Source organism: Cryobacterium roopkundense, from assembly GCF_014200405.1.
Lineage (GTDB): Bacteria > Actinomycetota > Actinomycetes > Actinomycetales > Microbacteriaceae > Cryobacterium > Cryobacterium roopkundense.
This window is the reverse complement of the sequence record NZ_JACHBQ010000001.1, coordinates 787,348-810,921: the sequence shown is the minus strand read 5'-3', so window position 1 is coordinate 810,921 and position 23,574 is coordinate 787,348. Positions and strand designations below refer to the sequence as shown.

Below are 23,574 nucleotides of genomic sequence, written 5' to 3'. Positions count from 1 at the left end.
GCTCAGTTCACCGTGAGGTACTGATCGGCGATCTCGATGCGGGAGCGACGGGCCACCATGTAGCGACGACCGGGCTCACAACGCACCGGACCCTCGTTCGGACGCCGGAGCACAGTGCCATTGCCCGAAAATCGGTCACTCACCCAGAATTCGCCGTCGTATTGGCCGAATTCGAGGTGCGTCTTGGAAACCGACAGGCCGACATCCGCTACGGTCAGCAGCTGGTCGAACGTTTCCCCGGGTTGCGGCATCGGGCGGCGACCGATGAGCCCGGTCCCACGAACGGAGACAGTCTCGCCGGTGCTGAATTGCAGCACAAAACCGGCCGGCGCGAAGGGCGGGCCCTCCGTAACGGCGGACATCGGCACGGCGGGCACCGAGACGGCGGGCGGCGCGGCGGGCGGCCCCGTCTGGATGGGAACCGAGATCACGGCGGGCCGCCGGGGCAGCAGCGGCTCGATGATCGTCGTGTCGCTCGGTCGCGGGTCGGGACGCTTGCGAGTGAGTGGGGTCGCGGTGCTGGAGCTTCCGCATTCGCCGCAGAACATGGCTCCCGTGGGGAGCATCGCCCCACAAATCTGACACTTCACGAGCGCTGGCCCTCCTTTGTGCGTCTGCCTCCAGAATACCGACCGAACGACCGCACCGAGAGGAACGCTCGCAGGCGTTCCCAGCGACTCTTTCCCTCCATGAGCTGACGACGGAGGTGATCGACCGCGCCCCAGGCGGCATCAGAATCGGCACGTGACGTCGTATCGGGCGAGAACAGGGCGCGGTCCACGGCCACGGCGAGGACGTGGGCGTGCGTGCCACGGATCGAGCCGGACACCGTGCCGGCCAGCTCTAACCGCGTCGCGCGCACCGGCAATTCGATGCCGCTGTCGGCCGCCGCATCGACGAATTCATGCCATCCCCCACTCATCCTGTCACGAGGGTCGGGCCGGGTACGCCGCAGACGGCGGCGGCGCGCCTTGGCCGCGACCACGAAAAGGAAGGGCGACAGGGCCACAGCGAGTCCGAGCAGCGTCCACCCGGCTACGGTCGCCGCCGCGAGCAGGAAGGCAAGCAGTGGGCTCAGCCCAACGGCCGGTTCTTCGACCGTGCGTTCCGCCGGCTCGGGGTCGCGCTGTTGCGGGGTATCAACAGCGGGCGGGGGCAGCACTGACTGCGGGCGCGACACAATGGTGGGCTCGTCGGGTTGGTTCCGCGGTATGTCTCGACGTATCGGTGTCGGGTCGATCGTGACCCAGGCGCCCTCGCTCGACTGCACCTCGATCCAGGCCGACATGTCCGCACCGGTCACCTGCACGGCACCCGTACGGCCCGGGTCGGGCGCGAAGCCCACCACGACCCGAGCAGGGAAGCCGATCTGCCGGGCCATCAGAGCCGCCGCAACCGCGTACTGCTCCTGATCGCCGATCATTGGCACGTCGGTGAACAGCTGCGTGATGCGGTCGGCGCCATGTCCGGACCGGCTGATCGGTTCATCCGAGGCGATTCCGTGACTGACGTAGCCGTCGCGCGCCAGCCCGTCGAGGGCGTCTCGCAGCCGAACTCCTGGGGCGTCGTCCCCGCGCGCGTATCCGTCCAGGGCCTGCACCAGGCGATCGGGCACCAGGCCGAGAGGCGGCTGAACTGCCGAACCCGGACGCAGCGCTTCGAGGTCGGCGACGGGCAGCGGAGTGACCGACTCGCTCACGTAACGGTCGCCGCGGGTGAGGCCGGATATCACCGCAGCGGATGCCCCGGCGTCGTTGTAGTAAAAGGAATCCGAGCGAGCGACGGAGGTTGAACCTCGGAAGTCGATCTGTTCGAGCTGTCCGGACCCCGGAACCCACACGCCCGTATAGCCCTCGACGGTGACAGAAAGCGTGGTCTGCTCCCCCGCCACGACACTCTGGTCCAGCCGGTACGGCAGGCGGGTGAACGCCCCCGACACACTCCGGGTGCCTGAATCGCCCACGGAGTAGACGATCCCGTCATAGGTGTCGAGAGCCGCAAGACGCAGTCGCCCGCCACGCGGCAGCCCCTCCACCTCAAGAAGTGGCTCGTCGGCACGGGCCGGTTGCAGGTAACTGCGGAATTCGCTGAGGGGGCTGGAGTAGTCCAGCGGGTCGAAGGGCTGCTGCACCCGGGTTCGAAGCACGTCACGATCCGCCTGCGCCGGCACGGCAACGGCTGCCAGTGCGCCGATCGACGCGGCCGTCAGGAGAATCGCGGTGGCACTCAGCACGGCGGGAGCCGTCGCGTGGAGTGAATCGCCGCGCGCAGCCTGTGCCGGACGCGACGGCGCATCCAGGACCCCGGCCGCGAGGCGCAGGGCCGAGTCCCTGCGCTCGTGCCTCATCCACAGCAGCCACACGAGCACGGTGAGGAAGAAGCCCAGCCCGCTGAGGAGGGGAAAGAAGTCCACGGCCGGCCCGAGTGCGATGCCCGCCACGAAAAGCATCCCTGGAGCGATGACGGCAAGTTCGGGAGTGCGCGCCCGCAGCGCCGTCGAGAGACCGATCACGGTCGACGCGAGCACGAGAATGAGGGCCGGCACAAGCAAAGTCTGGTACGAACCGACGGGAAGCACGATTGTGACGAGCTGCTTCCAACTCAGGGCACTTGCTGCCAGCAGGTCAACCAGTCCCGGTACTGACGGCCAGAGTCCGTCGACCGCGCGACCGGGAACGGCGAGCGGCACACCCGTGACCAAGAACCCCGCAAGGGTGACGAGGATAACGAGCCACGCCGGCCAGCGGAACAGCGCGCCGCCCACCGCGATCACGGCACCGAGTGCGAAGGCCGCCCCCACGAGCACGATGAATTCGCGGCTCTGGTAGACGGGCCACAGCGTGACGCATGCCGCGATCGTCGCGAAGAGAAGCGCGACGGTGTGCCCGGCACCGAGCGACAACCGGGGGCGGGGGCGGGTTCTGGCCTCCCGTCGGCTCTGCACTGAACCGCTCATGCGGCCTTCGATCGTGCGAGGCTCTTCTGCAGGTCGTCAAGAAAGCCGACGGTGAGAACGCTCAGCTCGCCGACGCGGCGCAGGCTCGGCGCCGCGTCGGGCTCGCAGATGACAGCAACGACCTCCACCCCGGTCGAGAAACGACTCGCGGCCGCCCTGAGCTCCCGTGACGTCGGAGTCGAGCCGCAGACGAGGAAGGCAACCGAGATTCCCGTCACGCTGTCCGATGCCAACCCCGCCAAGTCGGCGAGGCCCAACGCGTGGTCGACCGGTTCTATAGTGCTCAGGTCGTCGAGCAGCCGGGGGCGCGTCACGGTGTTCAATGACCGCAGCGCCGGCGTCCGACGCCGCGCGACGGTGGGCGTGAGGGCGCTCACCACGACGGAGACGGTGCGACCGTCGCGGATGGCCCGCACCCCGAGGGAACCGGCAACGCTCACGGCCAACTCGAATTCGTCATCCGTTTCGAAATCCCCAGTGCGAAGACTTAACACGACCATCAGGTGGCTGCGCCGGGTTTCCTCGAACTGGCGCACCATGAGGGTGCCGGTCTTGGCCGTGCTCTTCCAGTGGATGCTGCGGCGCTCGTCGCCGGGAACATACTCGCGCAGCGAGTTGAAGGACACGTCATTGGTGGTGAGGTCCCGGGTGGGGTTGCCCTCGAGATCACGGATCAGTCCCGTGCTCATGCTGGGAATCGAGATGGTGCGCGGGTGCACGAAGAGTTCGGTTCGGTCGGCCCACACGCGTTCCTTGCGAACGAGACCGATCGGGTCGCCGCGGACTGTACGCACCGGGCCGACGACCACCACGCCGCGGCGGCGGGTGGGCACCCCAAGGTCATCCACGAAGCTCGCCGACCGGCGCAGGCCCGGCATGTCGACGGCCACCAACCCGGCACCGACGGGTACCTCGACGCTCACGCCCGGTAACCGGCGCCGGGAGGAATTGTGCACGCGCACGATAGCGGTGGCTCGTTCGCCGACCACGACTCTGTGCACGCTCATCTCCAGCCCGATCGAATAGGGCGCGCGGCCGATCAGGAACAGGAGTGCCGCACCGAGTAACACGACTCCGGCCCAGGCGATGGCCACGAGCTCTGTCCAACCGCCGACGTACCCTCCGAGGAACGCTGCTAGAACTGTCGCTGCCATGCTCCAGCCGAGGGGGGTGACGACCGAAGCCGTGATCCGCAGCGCACGGGCGACGCCCGAGCGAGCGAGTCTGGAGTGCTCCAGCACCGCGCCGAGAGCAGCGGCCATCCGTCCCTCGCTCCGCGCGAACGACTCGACGCCGCGAGTGCGCGTGACGGTATCAGACATGAGCAGCGTCGGGCGTATGCTGCCGTTCACTCGGCGGCGCAGTTTCGACCACGATCTGCGCAATAACCTGCGAGGGTGTGACGCCGTCGAATTCGCTTTCAGGGTCGAGCAGCAGGCGGTGGGCGAGCACGGGTTCCGCAAGCACCTTGACGTCGTCGGGAATCACATAGTGCCGCCCGTTCGCGGCAGCACGTGTCTTCGCCGTTCGAATCAGCGCGAGTGCGCCTCGAACGCTCACTCCGAGGCGCACTTCCGGCGCCGTGCGGGTGGCGTCGACCAGCCGGGACACATAGTCGGTGATGCTTGCGTCCACAAAAACCGTGCGGGCCAGGGCCGCGAGCTCGACGACCGTCTCGGCAGACAGCACGGGGGCGACGGTCACCTCGTGGGCGCGATGGCCAGCCCCGTCCAGGATGCGGATCATCGACGCATGGTCGGGGTAGCCGATCGACGACTTCATGATGAAGCGGTCGAGCTGCGCCTCGGGCAGCCGGTAGGTTCCGGCCTGTTCGATCGGATTCTGCGTGGCGATCACCATGAAGGGCGTGCCCACCTGGTGGGTGACGCCATCCGTTGTGACCTGCCCCTCCTCCATCACCTCGAGGAGGGCGGATTGCGTCTTCGGGCTCGCACGGTTAATCTCGTCGGCGAGCACAATGTTGGCGAAGATCGGTCCGCGGTGGAATTCGAAGGTGCCGTGCCGCTGATCGTAGACGCTCACACCGGTGATATCGCCGGGCAACAGGTCGGGCGTGAACTGCACCCTGTTGCTCGTGCCGCGCACGCTCTGCGCGATGGCGCGGGCGAGCGACGTCTTGCCGGTGCCCGGGACGTCTTCGAGCAGCAGATGCCCCTCGCTCAGCAGCGCGGTGAAGGCGAGGCGGATCACGTGGTTCTTGCCGAGCACCACGCGCTCGACACCGCGCACGAGGCGCTCGAACGCGTCGGCAAACTGAGTGGCCTGCTCGATGGTCAGAGTCATTGCTGCTCTCTTTCGTTCACTTGTCGTAGTCGTAGCTGTGAGAGTTGACGGTGGCCGTCAGCCGAACCGTGCCGGCGGGTGGAACGCCGGAGAGTGTGCAGGTGCGGGGAGAATCGGCGGCCGTGGCGGTTTCGGCGGCGTCGCGAACCTCGCACGTGTAGGTCACGGCGGCGCCGTTGTTGGCCGGGTCGCTCGTCCACGAGAACTGGCCGAGGGCGTGGTCGTAGACGACCCCGCCCACCGCGAGGGAAACGGATGCCTCCGGCGCGGTCGTCGGCGCTGACCACGGCCCGCAGCCACCCCACTGGTTGCAGCCTCGAACCTGCACGGCAACAGTGGAACCAAAGGCTCCACCGAGCAGTTCTCTGGGCCAGCCGGCACCGCCGAAGGCGACCGGGGCGTCGGCACCGGCGACGGTGATGTCGAACCGATCGGCCCCGGGTACGGCGCTCACACCGGTGATCTGGTAGTCCCACGCGTCCCCGCGCCACCCCATCGCACCCTGCACGATCGGGGCAGTGGCTGGATCGGCGCGCAGGCTCACCGACGCGACATCGGTCGCCACGCAGCCGGCTCGGTTGTAGCCCCAGACCACGAAGAAGTAGCGGCCGTTCGCGCCGGCCAAGCCATCGAAGGACGCGGAGGTGGTCGTGCCTGAGGTGGACTGCTGCTCCGAGACGATCCCGCCCGCCACGGGGGCCTCGACGGTGCCGGGCGCCGGCGCGGACACTGAGCAGGCCTGGGCACCGGACGGCCGCTGGTTACGATCGAGCCGCTGAACGAAGTACCCGTCGAGGGGGCTGCCGGAATCGGCGAAGGCGTTCCAACTGACCGTCACCGTGCCGTCCGCATCACTGCCGCTCGCGCTGATTCCCCCGGCGGCGGGCGGCCCGTAGGGAATGCCTTGAGAGCGCGACTCGGCCCAATTCGACAGCTCCGGCAGGGAATCGTTGCGCGCGCTCACCGTGTACTCCACGCTCGCGCCATTGGTCAGTCCCGTGACGTCCAGGCTGCAGCGCCCCGCGCCGCAGCGCGCGCCGGTGGCGCTCACCTCGGTCTGGGCCTGGCCGTTGGCTGTCACGACGTACCCCCGCACAGCCGTGCCGCCGCCGCCCGAGACCACTGTCGCCCAGCTGATGCGCAGACCGCCGTCGAGGGGCAGCGCCGCCAGGCCGGTCGGTGCGGCCGGCACGACGTCGGACCACACGGCGCCGCGCAGGGTGGTGGCAACGGATACCCCTCTCGCGTTCTGGGCTGCCACCGACACGCGCACGGCGTTGCCCCGGCCGTTGCCTCTCGTGAACACCTGACAGGAGGTCGCCTCGCACACTGACGTAGCCACGACGGCACCGGAACCGGCGTCGCGCAGGGTGATCTCGTACCCGGTGATCGCCGAGTTGTTGGCGGCGCCCGCGTTGAACGTCACGGCCAGGGAACCATCGCCGAAACCGGCGACGTTCAGGTTGGTCACCGGCTGAGGAACGTCCTGGACCGAGATGCGCACGGTCCCCCAGGCATAACGGTCCGGATCCCCCGTGGCATCCGCCACCTGGTATTGCAGGGTGGTGTCAGTGGGCGCGGCATCGGCGGCAACCCGGATGCTGAGCCGGCTCGAGTCGGCGCTCGGCGTGATGCTCACCCCGGGCGGGACGGTTGTGCCATCGAGCCCGCGCACATCCACCACACGCAGCGGAACCGAGGGGAACGGGTTGGCGGCCTCATCATTGGCAAGCACGTCCACAACAGTCGTCTGTCCCCGGGGCGCGATCGCGGCATCCGCTGCCGGAAGCGCCCTCGGGCGAGTCGACGCGACGACGCGCATGTCGATACGACCGGACTGCCCCCCGGCGAGGCTGTCCCGCACGCCGATCAGGATCGGGCTCGAGGTTCCCTTCAGGGTGGAATTCTGCGCGGTGAGCGAGAGCTCGTGACCCGTCAGCGACCAGGTGAAACCCGTCGGCTTGGGCTCCAAGACAGTGAAGGCCAGTTCGCCGAGATCATCGGGATAGGGGTAGGACGTGAGCTTGGTCAAGTCGATGACCTTGGTCTGTTCCGGCTCGAAGTCGATCACGGCGCCATCAAAGGCTGGTGGCTGGTTGTCGCGCGGTGTCACCGTGATGGGCAGCACTACAGTGTTCTTGCGCCCGTCGGGATCGCTCGCGCTGGTGCCGTCCGTTACCTCGAAGGAGATCGAAGCCGGACCGTAGTACTGGTCGACACTCGTGAAGGCCAGGGTGGTGGCGGTCGTCGCGAGGGGTGCCCCGTCGGCGTGCGTGGCCCGCACGGTGCCGGTGTCGGCGAGGCGAACGAGTTTGCCTCCGACGGCGACGACATAGTCGTTGATATCGATCGCGAGGGTCGATTCGCTCGCCACCGTGAGTGCCCGAGCGGATGCGCGCAGTTGCGGAAGGGCGTCCCTGAAACCCGGCACCCAGACGAACGCGAAAGACGTGATGTCCGCGTCGTCCGGGTGGGTGACTGAGAACGGGATGATCTGGCTGCGCTCGGTCACCGTCACCTCAAGGTGCTGCTCGGCCGTGACGAGTGCACGCTCCGTGAATCCGGGCAGCACGGCGAGGTCGAGGTCGGTCGAGGGTCCGTCTGCGAAGAAGACCTGGGCGAGTACGTCCACGTCGACGGTGCGGCGATCGAGGATGTCGCCGAGGGTAAGCCGGGTGTCGCGTGCGATCGGAACCGACCGTGGAGCGTCTGTGCTCACGACGACTGTGAGGAAGTTGGAACTGGTGCCGCCGCGCTCGTTCTGGATCTCATAGATGAAACCGAACCGACCCTCGGCGTCCGGGGCCGTCACGTCGATCACGAGGTCGGCGATCATGGCCGAGCCCGAGTCTATTCCGGGATTGCTCTGTTCCACTGCCACGAGGCTCAGGGCCCCGCCATCGGGGTCAGAGTCGTTGGCGAGCACCTGGACGGACACCGTCTTGCCCGGGCGCACATAGGCCTCGTCTGGTGCGGCGATCGGGTTGCGTGCCCCGTCGAGGCGGGCGCTGATTCCGACCCGAACCGTTCCGGTGGCGCGGGCGCCGAGCGCATCGACGACGGAGTAGGTGAAGGTGTCGGTGCCGGCGGAGTACTCGCCGGCCACGTACTCGAACGAATCCGAGTCGTTGCCGGTGACGGCGCCCTTGCCGGGGTTCGTCTCTTGGCCGAGCAGTTGCACGGAGTCGCCGTCAGGGTCGATCCCGTTCAGGGGAATCGGGATACGAACCGTGCCGCCGGCGAGGACCCGCGCGGTGACGGTCTCGGGTTTCGGCGCAGTGTTGGTGGCGGCATCCGCTTCTCGCACCAGAATGCGCACCTCGGCGTTGGCGAATTGCCCGTCCGGCGCCGTGACGCGGTACACGGCGGTGTAGTTGCCGGCCGTGTCCGGCGCGAGGTACCGGAGGGTATTTCCAGACGTGAAGAGCAGCCCAGCCCCTGGCTGGAGGGCGGTGGTGAGCACGGGATCCAGCGTGAGCGCGTCGCCATCCGGGTGCTCGTCGTTGGCGAGAACCGGGATGTCGATGGCATCGCCCACACGCACCGAGGCGGTGTCCGGCAGTGCCCGCGGCGCCTGCTTTTGCAGCACCGCGGGCAGCTCGATTACCGTGACGCTGCCGTCGGCTTCGAAGAGCCCATTGCTCACGCGGTAGCCGAACGATACGGACCCCGTGGCCAGCGGTTGGGTGAGCGTCACCCGCAGCAGCCGCTGTTCGAGTATCTCCACTCGCAAACCGCTGTCGGCGGGCGCGGTCACTCCGGTCACGAGGAGCACGCCGCCGGCCGGATCGAAATCGGTCGCGAGCACGTCGACAAGGGTGGCCTGGCTGCCACGGATGAACGCGCTGTGCGGCACCGTCACCGGCTTGCTGTCCACGTCGGCAGCGGCGGCAACCTCGACCCGCACCTGTCCGGTGGCGGTCTGGGTGCCATCTGTCACGGCGTATTGCAGGTAGTGGGTGCCCACCTCGTTGCTCGAGAAGGTGAAACTGCCGTCGTCCCAGTTCGGCGTGATGGTGACACCGGGTTTGGCCGGCACGCTGCTCAGGCGCAACGGGCCGGAGCCGCCCCGCGCGTGCTCGAGGGGAAGCACTGTGAGCTCAGCCCCTGCGGTGGCCAACAGGGAGAAGGAGTCCGTCAGGACCGGCACCGTACCCGCCGCACGCACGAAGACGGCGAGGGTTCCGGTGCCGAGGCCGCGACCGTCGGAGACCGAGAGCGCCACGTTACGGCTCTCCGCGCCACTGGCGCCTGAATCCGTGTAGGTAACGGCGCCCGCCGGCGTGAACCCCACGTGATCGGGCTCGGCCGTGGTCGCGGAGGCGAGGTAGAACGGATCTCCGTCGGGGTCCATCCAATCCCCCAGTACGTGGCTGGTGACCTGACCGGAGACCTCGGCTGTTGCCCGGGTGGCGCGCGTCTGCACCGGCGGTGAGTTCTCGTCCTCTCCGCGCGGCGTCACCGTCACGGTGGCAGAGGCGGTGCCGCCCCGGCCGTCGGTGATCGAATACGTGAAGGTGACCGGGCCGGAATCCGGCGTCGCGTCGCTGGGAAGAGTGAGCTGCACCTGTTGGTTGTTGGCAATGAGCTCGAGGCGGCCCTGGGCCGCCTCAACCGGGCTGAGTTCGGAGATCATCAGCACATCGTCGTTGGCGTCGTAGTCGTTGAGCAGCACCGGCAGCACGGTCGAGCGTCCCGGTCGTGCGCCGAATTCGTCGTCCATGGCCACCGGGGCAACCTGAACCTCTTCGAAGGTGGGCGGAGTGTCGTGGGTGTTGTCCTCGACCCGTTGCTCGCTCTGCTCTGTGTCAATCAGTTCGGCCCAGTTGTCGATGAGCTCGTTGTCCTGCTGCACAGCCCAGGCGGCTCCGTTGTGGGCGTCATTGAGCAGGACGCCTGTGCCATTCACCCGAAATTCCATCCGAGCAGAGGCCGCGACGCCCGTCAGAGTGACCTCGTCGGCGCCGTCCCGGCCACAGTCCCGCCAGGCCGTTCCGTCTGCCCACGCCGCGTACGAGCACGAGCCGACGGATACCGGTGCCGCCGCCGGCGCGTTTCGTCCGGTCACGAGGTAGACGGACGACCCACCGGCGAGCGGCACCTGCAGAAGCCCTGACTCGGCCGCCACGAGCACGCGGTCCCCGGCCGCGGAGGCCTGCTGAAGCACTGGATTGACCAGATCGGCAGACACGCTGTTCAGGTCTTCCTCCCGCCCGGCCAGGAACAGATGACCAGTGGTCGCGTTCAGCAGGGTCCAGCGGCCCGCCACGCTGGCCAGTTGGTACGCGTCATCAGTTGCGCCCACACCCGGGTCGGTTTCGGCCACCGGACCGGCCCCCGGGGTACTTGGAGCGACCGTTCCGAGGGCAACGGTCTCTCCGACCGGAACGCCGGTGTGGGTATCCACCTGCACGAGGTCTCCGGTGGCGGGGGTGAAGGCCGTCAACAGACCTGAACCGTCGAGGGAAACCACGGTGCCGGCGCCAAAGGAGACCGTAGGTGTCGAGAGCGCATCGAAGCCGTCGACTTCGGTCGTCGGCATAACCCACACATCACCATTCGATTCCACTACCGCCCGGTCGCCACCGAGAAGCACAGTCGGGGAGTCAGGGGGCAGCGGCACACTTCCCGCGATTTCCGCGGTCGCCGAATCCACGATGTCGACAGCGCTGTTTCCCCGATCCACCACGAGAACTGTTGACCCCTGCTGCAGTACATCGAGACTGCCGCTGCCCGCGGCAACCACAGTGTTCAGTTCCATCACGGCAGTGTTCGCCCGACCGATCGACTGGCGGGTCTCGTTGGTCACCCACACTGCCGCGTCACCGAGATCCAGCCGCTGGGCCGGGTAACCGCCGGAGACGATTGCCACCGTCGCAACGAGTGCCGCTATCACCGTGGAACTCAGGACGGCCGCGAGAAGGGAGCGATGGGCTCGAATCCAGCGCGTCATCTGTTCACCACGGGATCGACGCATTTCTCGGCGCTCGGCTGCCCACTCGCACCCGAACGGTTGACCGTGACGGTGACGCACACTGCGCCGCTTCCGCCCGGATCAACACCGAACTCCGTGCCGCGCTGGATGCTCTTCTCGCCGCTTCGCAGCTGCACGACGTAGTTGTCACTCGATTCCACTCCGGGGTCCGTCCAACGGAACACGATCGTGCCCCCTTCGGAAGCCCCCGAGACATCGCTCACGCGCGGAATTCCCGTGGATTCGTTTCCCACGAGGAGTGTGACGGCCACACCTGCAATGCCCACGACCAGAACAAGCGCCGCGACGAGGACCGCGATAGTCGTCCTCCGCCGACGACCATCGTGGATGCCGGAACGACGGCCGGTCAGGGACGTCTGACTTCGATTGTTTCCAGGGGTGCGACGAGAATGATCGGTTCGGCCGCGGGTGCTGTCCCGGGTTCGAGTCGCGGGCGCACCCGAGCGAGACTCGCGGCGGCGGCCGGGCGCCCGTGCGGACAGGGCCGTTCCGGTGATCCGGGTGTGGTCGTTGGCATCGGCGGGAATGGCAGCCGCCCAATCGTCGACAGACACCTCGAGCGGCGTCTGTGCGAGGCCCAGCTCGGCCTCCACCGACTGCAGCTCTCGGATGAGTTCCAGCACGCTGAGCTGGCGATGGTCCGAACGGCGGTGCATCGCCCTGGCCAGGATCTCGTCGAGTCGGGCCGGCACGTCCGCTCGGTCGATGCGGGGCACCCTGGCCCGCGAGATTCGAGCCATTAGTGCTGCGGATTCGTTGTCACCGCCGGGCACCTCGAACGGCGATCGTCCGGCGAGCAGGGAGTACAGGGTGGCTCCGAGCGCCCACACTTCCGTGGCGATGGAACCAGACACCTCACCGCGCAGCACCTCGGGCGCAGACCAGGGAATCGACATGCCCACTCCTGCCGCACCGGACTCCCCGGCTGCACACGCGCTATCGCCTGTAGCGTCTGCCAGGGTGGCGGCGATGCCAAAATCAGAGAGTACCGGATGCCCGTATGCGGTAATGAGAATGTTGGACGGCTTGATGTCGCGATGGAGCACCCCGGTGCGGTGCGCACTTTCAACCGCCCCGGCTATCTTGATTCCGATCCGAAGTACGTCGGGCACAGCGAGCTGTTCAGAGCGGTATCGCTGGCTCAGGTTCGCCGTGCAGTATTCCATCACCAGGTACGGTCGGCCGTCGGCGGACACACTGGATTGGAAGACGGTGAGAATCGACGGATGTGACCCCAGTTGAGCCATCACGTTCGCCTCGGCGCGAAACAGCTGGCGTACCTCGTCGGTGACGACTCCGGCAAGCAGCACTTTGACAGCGACAGGGCGTCGCGGCAGATTCTGCTCGAATAGGAAGACGTCCGCAAACCCGCCCGACCCGAGCGCCCGCACGTACGTGAAACCAGGCAGCGACGGCGCCGTCGACGGTAGCCGTCGTGACATGTTCGCCTCCGTGCTGGTCCTGTGGACCAGTCACGATTCACCGGCCCCGTACCGCTACAAAAACGGCAACGTTACCTTTATTGTAAGCAGACCTTGGCAGTATTTACGCCGGTAAAACGGCTCTCCTGACTCTTCCGTGGGTTAATCCCGGCCCGGAAGTACGGGTTTGTGTCCGCCGAGGCTGAGCATCGCGAGGGCGACGCGGGCGTCGGGTGCTTTGAAGCCGAACGCGATGCGAGTCATGAGGCGGATCTTGGTGTTCATGGATTCGACCCGCCCGTTTGAGAGGCCGTGCTCGATGGAAGCCAGGATCGCGGTGCGGTGTTTGACGATGCTTCTCTGTAGTTTCACGAAGGATGGGATTCGGCAGCGGCGGGCCCAGCTGACCCATTTGTCCAGCGCTTCAGTCGCTTCGTCGAGAGGCAGTTTGAAGATGACACGGAGGCCTTCCTTCAGGTAGTAAGCGCGGGCCAGCCGCGGGTCGGTCTGCACGATCCAGGCGAGCTTCGCTTGTTGCTTCTCGGTGAGGTTCTCCGGGTTCTTCCAGAGCGCGTATCGGCAGTTCTTGATGCCCATGGCCCGGGCGCTATCCGGGCGGGCCGGCGCTCCGGTTGGAGGTCGGCCACGGCCTCGTCCGGCCTCGTTGTGCCGGGCGGCTTTGCGGGCGTCGTTCCACGCGGCTCGGCGGACCTCATCGAGGGCCTCCGTGGCCCATTTCACGACATGGAACGGGTCGGCGCAACGAACGGCGTTAGGGGCTCGTTCCTTGACGACAGTGGCGATCCAGGCTGCGCCGTCCGCGGAAACATGCGTGATCATCGCCGAGCGCTCCGGCCCCAGCGCGTCGAAGAACGTCGCGAGGGTGGCCTTGTCCTGGCCCGGTGCTGCCCAGATGAGGCGGCCGGAATCGTGGTCCACGACACACGTCAAATACTTGTGGCCGCGTTTGTAGCTGATTTCGTCGATACCGATCCGGGTGAGGTCGGCGAACTGGTCGAATTGCTTCTCCGTGTCTGCCCAGACCCGGGTGATGATCGCGCCGACGGTGCGCCACGCGATGCGCATCAACACCGTGATCGCCGTTTTGGATGTTTGCGTGGCCAGCCACGCGACTTGGTCGTCGAAGAACAGCGTGTGTCCGCTTTGATGCCGAGCCCACGGCACGGCGGCGACGGTCACGCCGTGAACACCGCACCTCACCCGCGGCGCCGCAGCTTCCAACTGGACCTGCACCGAGCCAGCATCCAGTGATCGCCAGCGCCGCCGACCCTCACCAGCGTCGTAGCGGGGGCAGCGCTTCCGGCAGGACCCGCAACGGTTCCGCATCGACGCCGTCGGACGCACCGACGCGACCAGAATGCCCGTCTCCATGTCGAGATCCACTGCCTCGACAACTGTCTTGTCGACTCCGAGCAGAGTTCGCCATAGTGTTAAGTTTTGCACGCCGTTTTCTCGTCCCTGTGTTTCTTACCTTTGTCAGTTAGAAACCTAGGCGGAGAGCGGCGTGCACTCGTTAAGGCGCTCGGAAACGACCCACGGTTACGTCAGGAGAGCCGGTAAAACTTAGTTTTTGCCGCCGCTTGCGTTCAGGAGATCGTCGATGGTCGCGGGCGCTTCTGCGACGCTGAGAACGTCCAACACGATCACGGTCACATTGTCACGGCCGCCGTTGTCCAGCGCGGCCTCCACGAGCGCGTCGGCAGCGTCCGCGACCTTGGGGTGCGACATCAGAAAATGCCGGATACCGTACGACGTGATTTCCTTCGACAGTCCGTCTGAGCACACCAGGATGCGCATCCCCGCCTGCAGGGGAAGTATGCGGTAGTCGGGAATGGGCGGTTCGTGGAAGCCCACCGCGCGGGTGATGATGTTGCCGTGCGGGTGCACCTCGGCTTCCTCCCGGGTGATGCGTCCGGCATCGAAGAGTTCCTGCACCACTGAATGGTCGGTCGTGACTTGTTCGAGAACACCGGCGTTGAGTTGGTAAACGCGAGAGTCGCCGATATTGAACACGATCCAGCTGGGCTTGCCCGACACCGCGGCGAGCGCGACACCCGTGACGGTCGTGCCCGTTCCCTGGTCGGTGACTCCGGGGCCGGTCTTCATGTCTTCAACGGCTTGGCCGAGTGCCGCGTCGATGGACTGCGCATCGAGCCCGGGTTTTCCGACATGCTCGGCGAGGCGCGTGACCACTGCAGCACTCGCTACGTCTCCGGCGGAGTGACCGCCCATGCCATCGGCAACCGCAAAAATGGGAGCTCCGACGAGAACGCTGTCTTCATTCACTTCGCGACGGTGGCCCACATCTGTGAGCGCCGCCCAGGCGAGGGTGACAGTGGCGCGTGTGGCGGGCATCTCAACCGTGAATTCGGTTGAGCTTTGACCAATCTGGGTCACGGGTGATGCCTTCCAACGTCGAATCTGCGGAGAATGAGCGGTGCTCCAGGTTCATCGGGTGACTTCGATGATATTACCGTCCCCAATGTCGACCCGGGTACCGGGACGCACCGCGAGCGACTGTCCGGCGCGCAGACGCTGCCGACGTCCGCGTGGAGGAAGTACCAGTGTGCCGTTCGTCGAGCCTACGTCAGTGACCACGACTGAATCGCCGTCCTGACGAATTTCGAGGTGGGTGCCCGAGACCGCCGAGGTCTGTGAGGAGATGGTGATCAACCGCGACGGGCTCCCGTCATCGACCCGCGAGGGCACCGGGCGCCGCCCTAGTCGGTAGACGGCATCCAACCGCCGTTCCGATCCATCGGGAAGTCGAAACCCGTATCGTGCGAGGGGTTTCGGTGCGTCGGCCGGAGTCATCGGCTGTCCCGGCCGTGACGTGCGGGCCGAGGGACGCATGACGGTGTCGGCGTCCCGGTGACGTTCCCCCTGTGCACGGTCCCGACCGGGCGAGAGCGGTGGCCGCAGCACAGTGTCGCCGAACCCGAACCCGAACTCGATATCGGGCGCGGGTGCGGGTGCGGGTGCGGGTGCGGGTGCGGGCGAGCGGATGTCGCCGAGCACCGCCAGCGGGCCGGGGGAAGCCGCTGCCTGGACTGGCGCGTGCGCTTGAAACGTGTGCTCTTCCGACCAGAACAGGGCGCTCCCGGAGATAGCACCGAGCCCGATGGCCTGGCCCGATTCAAGTTCATCGGGATGCACCCGCGCCACGAGCGCCGACCCGATGACGAATCCGGTGACGGCTTGGAAGTCGGCGCGGAGCCCCTGCTCCAGACCACCGTCGGAAATGCGGCGAGATCCGCCGACCGAAAAGAGATCGATCACGATGGGTCCTCGCACGAAAACCGACACGGGAGCGCCGTCGGGCGCCGCCGAGTCCTCAGGAACCGCGACGACCAGGCTCGCGAGGCGGGCCCCGTGCCCGAGTTCAGGAAGAGCCAGCACATCGTCGATGCAGAATGGAGCAGAAGAATCGTCGAGTTGGTGCAAAGCTTCCAGCACGGATGCGCCCGCCTCGACGGGTACCGCGGCGACGAACCGCCGCCCCACCACGAACGTCCACTCCGGCGCGGAGCCCGGCCAGAGCACACAGCCCACACGGCCGCCGGTTCCGTTCGGCGTTGTCTTTTCCGTCACAGCACTCACCCTTCCAGTATGTGCTCTCCTCGGCGAGATTTACCAGCACCGTGCCGCCCGCCCCTTGTCGCCCGGCGACTACCTTGCCAGACTCGGACCATGACATCTGCCGCGAGCGCGCACTCTGACCAACCCACGCAGCTCGACGGACTATCGCGACGTATCATCGAGCAGTTACAGATCGACGGACGCCGCTCCTACGCCGAGATCGGCAAGGCCGTCGGCCTGAGTGAGGCCGCCGTTCGGCAGCGCGTGCAGAAACTCACCGAGGCAGGGGTCGTGCAGGTCGTGGCCGTGATCAATCCCGACCAACTGGGCTTTGACCGGCGGGCCATGATCGGCATCACGGCGAGCGGTGACACTCGAGTGATCGCCGATCAACTGGCCCACCTGTCAGCGGTCGGCGCCGTCGTGCTCACAGCGGGCTCGTTCGATATTCTCGCCGAGGTGATCTGCGAGGACGACGAAGCACTGCTGGAGGTGCTCAACTCGCAGATACGCACCCTGACCGGAGTCGTGTCTACCGAGACGTTCGTGTACCTCAAGATGCGTTCGCAGTTCCATGCTTGGGCCCTCGGCGAGCAGTGATCACTTCTCCGGCACCCCGGGCGGGTGCTCGTCCGACTGCACGACCTCATGCTGCACATCGTCAGTCGGCACCGAGAATGCCCAGTCCGGCAACGTGCCTGTGCCCAGGAGGGTATTGAGCAGGGTGGCCATTGGGTAGGTCGAATCAATCGCCAGGGCCTGTTCCACGAGGAGGCCCGCCACCGAGCCACGACCGAGCGTCCACGACAGCCACGACAGCATGCAGAGCGGGGCTGGTCGGTTCCGACGCGGTGCGCTCGCGGCGACATACTTGAGAAGAGAAATGGCCCGTTCGATGCGGAGCGGATCCGGCCGGTCCTCGTTTTGCCCGAGCAACAGGTCGCTGATCCGCCACGCCTCGGGATTCTCCCCGGACTCGAATTCCTCCGCAACGAGGTCATCGAGGCTCCGGCCTGTCGACCGCCGACGGTGAAGGTACGCCTGATTCACCTGATAGGCCTGACGCCCGACTTCCCGACCGAACGCGAATTGCACCATCACCTGGTCGCGGTACGCCGGGCTCTGCACGACGAACAGCAAGCGGGCCACGTCCGCTGGGTCCGGCTCAGTCGCGCTCCACGTGAGCGCCTCCTCGGCGATGTCGACGGGGTCGAGAACCTCGCCCACCGCCTGAACGAGCGCCTCCTGCCGAGCATCCCTAAGATCCAATCGCTGGTACCGCCGATAGGCCTGCAGCACGTGGTTTCGCACGACCGGCGCGACGCGCGGGAGTTCGGCTCCGCTCTGCACGGTGGCCAGCCCGAGCCGATGCGCGGCGGGAATCTCCTCACACACCGGGGACGATGTGATCTCGTCCAGCGTGCGCCCACGTGCGGGGCAGTTCGGGTCGAGGTAGGAGCCCCAGGCATCCGCGGCAACGCAGAGGGCGTCGCGAACGAGAAAACCGCTCATCTCAGCACGCTTCACGAGACAGTCCACGAAATTCTCGTGGGGTAGTCCCCTGACGGCCGAGAACGACTCGTCAGTATAGGCGACCGGAACCACAGCGTCTACGCCCGGGATCTTGCAGAGAACACCCACCAACGTGGTGGCAATGCGCTTGTACACCTGTGTGGGCGCGTCGGGGTCTGGAAGGTTGAATCGGAGCGCACCACAGGTGCGATTGCCCCGGAAGGCAACGAGAACCATGCTCCGTTCGGGACGAAACCCGACGAGCTGGGGAACGAGTGCCAGGAAGTCATGGGCTTTCCTGGTCTTGACGATTGTCGGCTGCATGCGAACACTGTGGCCGCCCTGCCCCGGTCTGTGGGTGCCTGACGGCCAATCTGTGCAGAACTCAGCCGGAGGGCGGCCTGTGGACAACGAGCCGACCGAGCCGGAGAGCCTTAGACCTCGTCCGAGACCGGAGCAGCAAACTGCGCAGCGTACAGGGCGTGGTACGCCCCGCCCGCAGCGAGCAGCGCCGCGTGGGTTCCCTGTTCGACGATGCGGCCGGAGTCCATCACAAGGATCAGGTCGGCGTCGCGAATCGTCGAGAGCCGATGCGCGATCACAAAGCTCGTGCGCTCGGCGCGCAGCGCGCTCATCGCCTGTTGTACGAGCACTTCTGTGCGCGTGTCGACGGAGCTGGTCGCCTCGTCGAGGATGAGCACGCTCGGCCTGGCGAGGAACGCCCGTGCGATCGTGAGCAACTGCATCTCGCCGGCGCTGACATTGCTGCCGTCGTCAGCGAGCACGGTGTCGTAGCCGTCGGGCAGGCTGTGCACGAACCGGTCGACATACGTAGCCGTGGCGGCAGCGAGGATCTCCTCTTCCGTGGCGCCCGGACGGCCATAGGCGATGTTCTCCCGGATCGTACCGCCGAACAGCCAGGTGTCCTGAAGCACCATACCCATCCGGCCACGCAGATCATCCCTGGTCATCCGAGCCACGTCGATGCCATCGAGCAGGATGCGCCCCGAATCGATCTCGTAGAAGCGCATCATCAGGTTCACAAGTGTGGTCTTGCCGGCACCCGTCGGGCCCACGATCGCCACGGTCTGGCCGGGTTCCGCCACGAGGCTGAGGTCCTGGATGAGCGGGTTGTCTTCGGTATAGCTGAACGACACGTTTTCGAAGATGAGGCGACCCTGAACCTCGGACGGTGACTCCGCCGGTTCCGGGTCGGCGCTTTGCTCATCGGCATCGAGCAGTTCGAACACCCGCTCGGCCGACGCGACACCGGACTGCAGCAGATTCGCCATCGAGCCCAGTTGAGCGAGGGGCTGCGTGAACTGCCGGGAGTATTGGATGAACGCCTGCACATCGCCGAGCTGCATGGCACCAGACGCCACCTGCAGACCGCCGACAACCGCAATCGCCACGTACACGAGATTGCCGATAAACGTCATCGCCGGCATAATCAGGCCGGTGATGAATTGTGCACCGAAGCTCGCGCTGTAAAGCTCGTCGTTTTTGGAGGCGAAGCGCTGCTCGACCTCTCGCTGACGACCGAACACCTTGACCAGAGCGTGTCCCGTGAAGGTTTCTTCGATGTGGCCGTTGAGTTCTCCGGTGTGCTTCCACTGCGCCACAAACAGCTTCTGCGAGCGTTTGGCGATGACCATCGTGATCACCAGAGTCAGAGGCACGGTGACGAGGGCGATGAGCGCGAGCAGCGGCGACAGCAGCACCATCATCACGATGACACCCACAACGGTCAGCAGGCTGGTCACCGCCTGGCTGAGGGTCTGCTGCAGGCTCTGCGAGATGTTGTCCACGTCATTCGTCACACGGCTCAACAGGTCGCCGCGCTGCCTCGAGTCAAAGTAGTTCAGCGGCAGGCGGTTGATCTTCGCTTCGATCTCTTCGCGCAGGCGGTAGATCGTGCGCTGCACGATTCCGTTGAGCACGAACGCCTGCAGCCAACTGAAAACGGACGACAGCACGTAGAGCGCCAGCGCCCAGAACAGCACCGTCGACAGCATCGCGAAGTCGATCCCGAGCCCGGGGGTCAGCGTCATTCCGCTGAGCATGTTGGCCTGGCTGGAGTTTCCAGCAGCCCGCAGTTGGTCTGTCACCTGCGCCTGGGTCTCCCCAGCGGGCAACGACTTTGACACCACGCCGGAGAAGATGAGGTTGGTTCCTTCGCCGAGCAGCCGCGGCCCGAGAACGGCGAACGTCACGCTGATGATCGCGAGCACGAAAACGAGGCCGAGCCAGAGCCGCTCTGGGCGCAGCTTGCCGAGCAGTCGTTTGCCTGATGCGGTGAAATTCTGTGACTTTTCGGCGGGCAGGTTCATGCCCCCGAAGGGGCCGTGCCCGCGTGGGGGACGAGGCGGCGGAGTGTCTTTCGTGCTCGAGTCGCTCATGTTGCTTCCTCCGCAGTCAACTGGGACGCGACGATTTCCTGATAGGTCGCATTGGTGTCGAGCAGTTCGGAATGCGTTCCCCTGCCCACGATGCGTCCGCCCTCGAGCACGAGGATCTGGTCGGCTTCGATGATGCTCGACACGCGTTGGGCAACGAAGATCATGGTTGCTCCGGCGACGTTCTGTGTGAGGGCCGCGCGCAGGCGGGCATCCGTTGCCAAGTCGAGGGCGGAGAAGGAATCGTCGAAGATGTAGAGCTGAGGACGTCGGACGAGCGCGCGGGCGATGGCGAGGCGCTGCCGCTGGCCACCTGACACGTTGGTGCCGCCCTGCGAAATGGGCGCGTCGAGCCCGCCGTCCATGTCGCGCACGAAGCCGGCGGCCTGAGCTGTCGTCAGCGACTGCCACAGTTCCGCCTCGCTCGCATCCGGTTTGCCGTAAAGCAGATTGCTGCGCACGGTTCCCGAAAACAGGTACGGCTTCTGCGGCACGAGGCCGACATTGCCCCACAGCAGGTCGGGGTTCAGGTCACGCACGTTAATCCCGTCCACGAGAACCGAGCCGCTCGTCACGTCGAAGAGGCGCGGCAACAGGTTAACCAGGGTAGTCTTGCCGGAACCCGTGCTGCCGATGATGGCAGTGGTTTGCCCGGCACGGGCAATGAAACTCACGTTGCTGAGCACGGGCTGTTCGGCGCCGGGGTAGGCGAAGCTCACATCGAGCAACTCGATCTCACCGCGTCCCGTCGTCTCGTTCACCGGGTTGACCGGCGGCACGACGCTCGAATGCCTGTCGAGAACTTCACTGATGCGGTCCCCCGATACGGCGGCACGCGGAATCATGATCGCCATGAACGTGGCCATCATGACGGCCATCAGAATCTGCATGAGATAGCTCAGGAACGCGATCAGGGTACCGACCTGCATCGAACCGTCCTGGATGCGGAAGGAACCGAACCAGATCACGGCAACACTCGACACGTTCAGCACGAGCATCACGATCGGGAACATGAGCGCCATCAGTCGTCCGGAGCTCAGCGCGACATCCGTCACCTCTTGGTTTGCGACGCCGAATCGTTCGGTCTCGACGTCTTCTCGCACGAATGCGCGAACCACGCGAATGCCGGTGAGCTGTTCCCGCAGCACACGGTTGACGGTATCGATGCGGGTCTGCATTTTGCGAAACAGTGGAATCATGCGCATGATGATGAGGCCGACTGCCACAAGCAGAATCGGCACGCTCACGGCGATGAGCCAGGACAGCTGCACGTCCTGACGGATGGCCATGATCACGCCGCCGATGCACAGGATCGGCGCGGAGACGAGCATCGTGCACGTCGTGAGCACCAGCATCTGCACCTGCTGCACATCGTTCGTGGAGCGCGTGATCAGCGACGGCGCTCCGAAGTGCGTCACCTCCTGCTCGGAGAATTCGCCGACGCGCGTGAACACGGCACCGCGCAGGTCGCGGCCCACCTTCATGGCGACCTTGGCCCCGACGTAGACCGCCGCTATGGCGCAGAGGATCTGCGCGAACGTTATCAGCAGCATGAGGCCTCCCACCCGGAGTATGTACGCGGTGTCGCCGGTCGCGACTCCTTCGTCGATGATGTCGGCGTTCAGGGTGGGCAAGAACAACGACGCGATCGACTGCGCCAACTGGAACAGGACGACCAAGAGCAGCAACCGGCCGTAGGGTCGCAGGTACCGCATGAGCAATTTCCACAACATGTGGCCTTCTAGGCGCTGACGGAGCTGTGAACGGGTGATGCCGAGGTGTCGGTCGCGACGCCGATCAATCCGTAGAGCAGCAGCGTGGTCAGCTCGTCGGCATCGAATTCGGCTCCGACCCGGATCTGGGGAACGGATGCCGCGAGCGCGACCATGCGTATGATCTGGGCGGCCCGCTCGGGACCGAAGTTCAGCCGCTCGAAGTCGGGTGCGAGTGCCTGACCAAGAATCTCGGTGAAATCATGGCGCGGGTCGTGGCGATGGGGCGCTCCCATGCGGCCAAGTGCCGTCATCAACGTGAAGACAGTCGTGAACCGCTCGCGCATGAGCACGACAATGGCGCGCACCTTCACCTCGAGCGACTGGGAGGCGTCGATGGCCCGCAGTTTGACGCGAAACGGTTCAGGGTCCAGCTGCCGGTCGACGGCAGCCTGGATGAGTTCGTCCTTGCTGCCGAAGGCGCGAAAGATGGTGCCCTCGGCCACCCCCGCGCACTCGGCGATTTGGCGCGTCGTCACGGACTGGCCGTGTTCGGCCAGCAACGGCGTCACGGCGTCGATCAGCATGGACTGGCGGTCTTCGACAGACAGAGCCGGGGCGCGCAGGGATTTCTCGATCACTCGAGAACTCTAACTGAGTGAGCGCTCACTCACAAGGGTGTACGCAGTGCCCCGAGCCGGGAATTATGCGGCGAAGAGTTCCGAGATAAAGGCGACTTCCTCGGCCGAAGGCTTCCAGCTCGTGGCTGCCGTCGCGTTCTGTTCGATCTGTTCGGGCCGGGTCGCGCCGGCGATCACGCTCGTGAGGCTGGGCTGGGCGAGCAGCCAGGCCATGGTCGCCGCCAACATGGTGACGCCTCGTTCGTCACACCAGGCCTGGTAGCGCTCGATCGTGTCCCAGGGAGCGTTCTCGACCAGGTGCGGGCGGATCATCATGATCCGACTGTCCGCCGGGCCGCCCGACCGGGAGAATTTGCCCGTGAACAGGCCGTTGTAGAGCGGGAAGAACGGCAGGAATCCGAGCCCATAGGCGTTCACGGCCGGCAGAACCTCGTCCTCCGCGTCGCGCACCAGCAGGCTGTACTCGTTCTGGCTCGAGATGAATCGGGGGTGCCCGTGCAGCCGCGCGGTGAATTCGGCTTCGGCGATCTGCCAGCCGGCCAGATTGGAGTGTCCGATGTAGCGAATCTTTCCCTCTGCGATCAGGTCGTCGAGGGTCGAGAGGGTCTCCTCGATGGGAGTCGAGGCATCGGGCACGTGCAGCTGGTACAGGTCGATCCAGTCCGTCTGCAGGCGGCGCAGCGACGCCTCGACGGCCAGCCGGATGTAACGACGCGATCCACGCGCGCCCCAGTCGGGCCCGTTCGCACCGCCCATGTCCATGCCGAACTTCGTCGCCAGCACGATCTGGTCGCGCTTGCCCTGAAGTGCATGGCCCATCAGGGTTTCGCTCTGGCCGCGTTCGGCCCCGTAGATGTCGGCAGTGTCGAACAGGGTCACACCCGCGCCGATGGCCGCGTCGATCACGGCATTCGTGCCTTCCTGAGTCTGGGTAGCGGTGCCCGCACGCCCAAAGTTGTTGCACCCGAGTCCGATCGTGGAGACGGTGAGTCCTGAGTTGCCGAGTCTGCGATATTCAATCTGAGCCATGTGACCAC

The 23,574-nt window shown here is 66.0% G+C and carries 15 protein-coding genes; 1 reads left to right on the top strand and 14 read right to left on the bottom strand.

Annotated elements, in window-relative coordinates; genetic code table 11:
• Positions 1-2: 2 nt before the first annotated feature.
• The 9 genes from BJ997_RS21335 to BJ997_RS21895 all read right to left on the bottom strand — a co-directional run bounded on the left by BJ997_RS21335 (position 3) and on the right by BJ997_RS21895 (position 16,288).
• Entirely contained in the window at positions 3-590 is a 588-nt protein-coding gene (locus BJ997_RS21335; protein WP_236628929.1) for a hypothetical protein, read from the bottom strand.
• Positions 587-2,956 carry a transglutaminase TgpA family protein gene (locus BJ997_RS03810; RefSeq protein ID WP_052542187.1) on the bottom strand — a complete coding sequence of 790 codons (2,370 nt, stop codon included), beginning with the start codon at positions 2,954-2,956 and terminating at the stop codon, positions 587-589. Before BJ997_RS03810 ends, BJ997_RS21335 begins: the two co-directional genes overlap by 4 nt.
• On the bottom strand, positions 2,953-4,278 hold the full coding sequence (locus tag BJ997_RS03805; RefSeq protein ID WP_035836418.1) for a DUF58 domain-containing protein: 1,326 nt from the start codon (positions 4,276-4,278) through the stop codon (positions 2,953-2,955). Before BJ997_RS03805 ends, BJ997_RS03810 begins: the two co-directional genes overlap by 4 nt.
• A complete protein-coding gene (locus BJ997_RS03800; RefSeq protein WP_035836410.1) occupies positions 4,271-5,260 on the bottom strand; it encodes an AAA family ATPase in 990 nt (329 codons plus the stop codon). The genes BJ997_RS03805 and BJ997_RS03800 overlap by 8 nt, the downstream gene beginning before the upstream one ends.
• Positions 5,261-5,276: 16 nt before the next feature.
• On the bottom strand, positions 5,277-11,213 hold the full coding sequence (locus BJ997_RS03795) for an Ig-like domain-containing protein (protein WP_035836411.1): 5,937 nt from the start codon (positions 11,211-11,213) through the stop codon (positions 5,277-5,279).
• On the bottom strand, positions 11,210-12,697 hold the full coding sequence (locus tag BJ997_RS03790) for a serine/threonine-protein kinase (protein ID WP_035836412.1): 1,488 nt from the start codon (positions 12,695-12,697) through the stop codon (positions 11,210-11,212). Before BJ997_RS03790 ends, BJ997_RS03795 begins: the two co-directional genes overlap by 4 nt.
• A gap of 141 nt (positions 12,698-12,838) precedes the next feature.
• Complete coding sequence (locus BJ997_RS03785; protein WP_183323255.1) at positions 12,839-14,140, bottom strand: ISL3 family transposase; 1,302 nt, start codon at positions 14,138-14,140, stop codon at positions 12,839-12,841.
• A gap of 120 nt (positions 14,141-14,260) precedes the next feature.
• A complete protein-coding gene (locus tag BJ997_RS03780; RefSeq protein ID WP_035837617.1) occupies positions 14,261-15,094 on the bottom strand; it encodes a PP2C family protein-serine/threonine phosphatase in 834 nt (277 codons plus the stop codon).
• A gap of 51 nt (positions 15,095-15,145) precedes the next feature.
• Positions 15,146-16,288 carry an FHA domain-containing protein gene (locus BJ997_RS21895; RefSeq protein ID WP_052542413.1) on the bottom strand — a complete coding sequence of 381 codons (1,143 nt, stop codon included), beginning with the start codon at positions 16,286-16,288 and terminating at the stop codon, positions 15,146-15,148.
• 99 nt (positions 16,289-16,387) lie between these two features.
• Here BJ997_RS21895 and BJ997_RS03770 point away from each other — a divergent pair, with 99 nt between their 5' ends.
• Entirely contained in the window at positions 16,388-16,876 is a 489-nt protein-coding gene (locus BJ997_RS03770; protein WP_035837615.1) for an Lrp/AsnC family transcriptional regulator, read from the top strand.
• On the opposite strand, the gene BJ997_RS03765 is transcribed toward BJ997_RS03770, so the two are convergent.
• The 5 genes from BJ997_RS03765 to BJ997_RS03745 form a co-directional block, all read right to left on the bottom strand.
• Positions 16,877-18,112 carry a DUF4192 domain-containing protein gene (locus BJ997_RS03765; RefSeq protein WP_052542412.1) on the bottom strand — a complete coding sequence of 412 codons (1,236 nt, stop codon included), beginning with the start codon at positions 18,110-18,112 and terminating at the stop codon, positions 16,877-16,879.
• Positions 18,113-18,222: 110 nt separating this feature from the next.
• The gene (locus tag BJ997_RS03760) at positions 18,223-20,187 is read right to left on the bottom strand and encodes an ABC transporter ATP-binding protein (protein ID WP_035837614.1); all 1,965 of its coding nucleotides are present in this window, start codon (positions 20,185-20,187) and stop codon (positions 18,223-18,225) included.
• Entirely contained in the window at positions 20,184-21,917 is a 1,734-nt protein-coding gene (locus BJ997_RS03755; RefSeq protein ID WP_035837613.1) for an ABC transporter ATP-binding protein, read from the bottom strand. Before BJ997_RS03755 ends, BJ997_RS03760 begins: the two co-directional genes overlap by 4 nt.
• An 8-nt stretch (positions 21,918-21,925) precedes the next feature.
• The gene (locus tag BJ997_RS03750; RefSeq protein WP_052542411.1) at positions 21,926-22,537 is read right to left on the bottom strand and encodes a TetR/AcrR family transcriptional regulator; all 612 of its coding nucleotides are present in this window, start codon (positions 22,535-22,537) and stop codon (positions 21,926-21,928) included.
• A 63-nt stretch (positions 22,538-22,600) separates the two neighbouring features.
• A complete protein-coding gene (locus BJ997_RS03745) occupies positions 22,601-23,566 on the bottom strand; it encodes an aldo/keto reductase (protein ID WP_035837611.1) in 966 nt (321 codons plus the stop codon).
• Positions 23,567-23,574 lie beyond the last annotated feature (8 nt).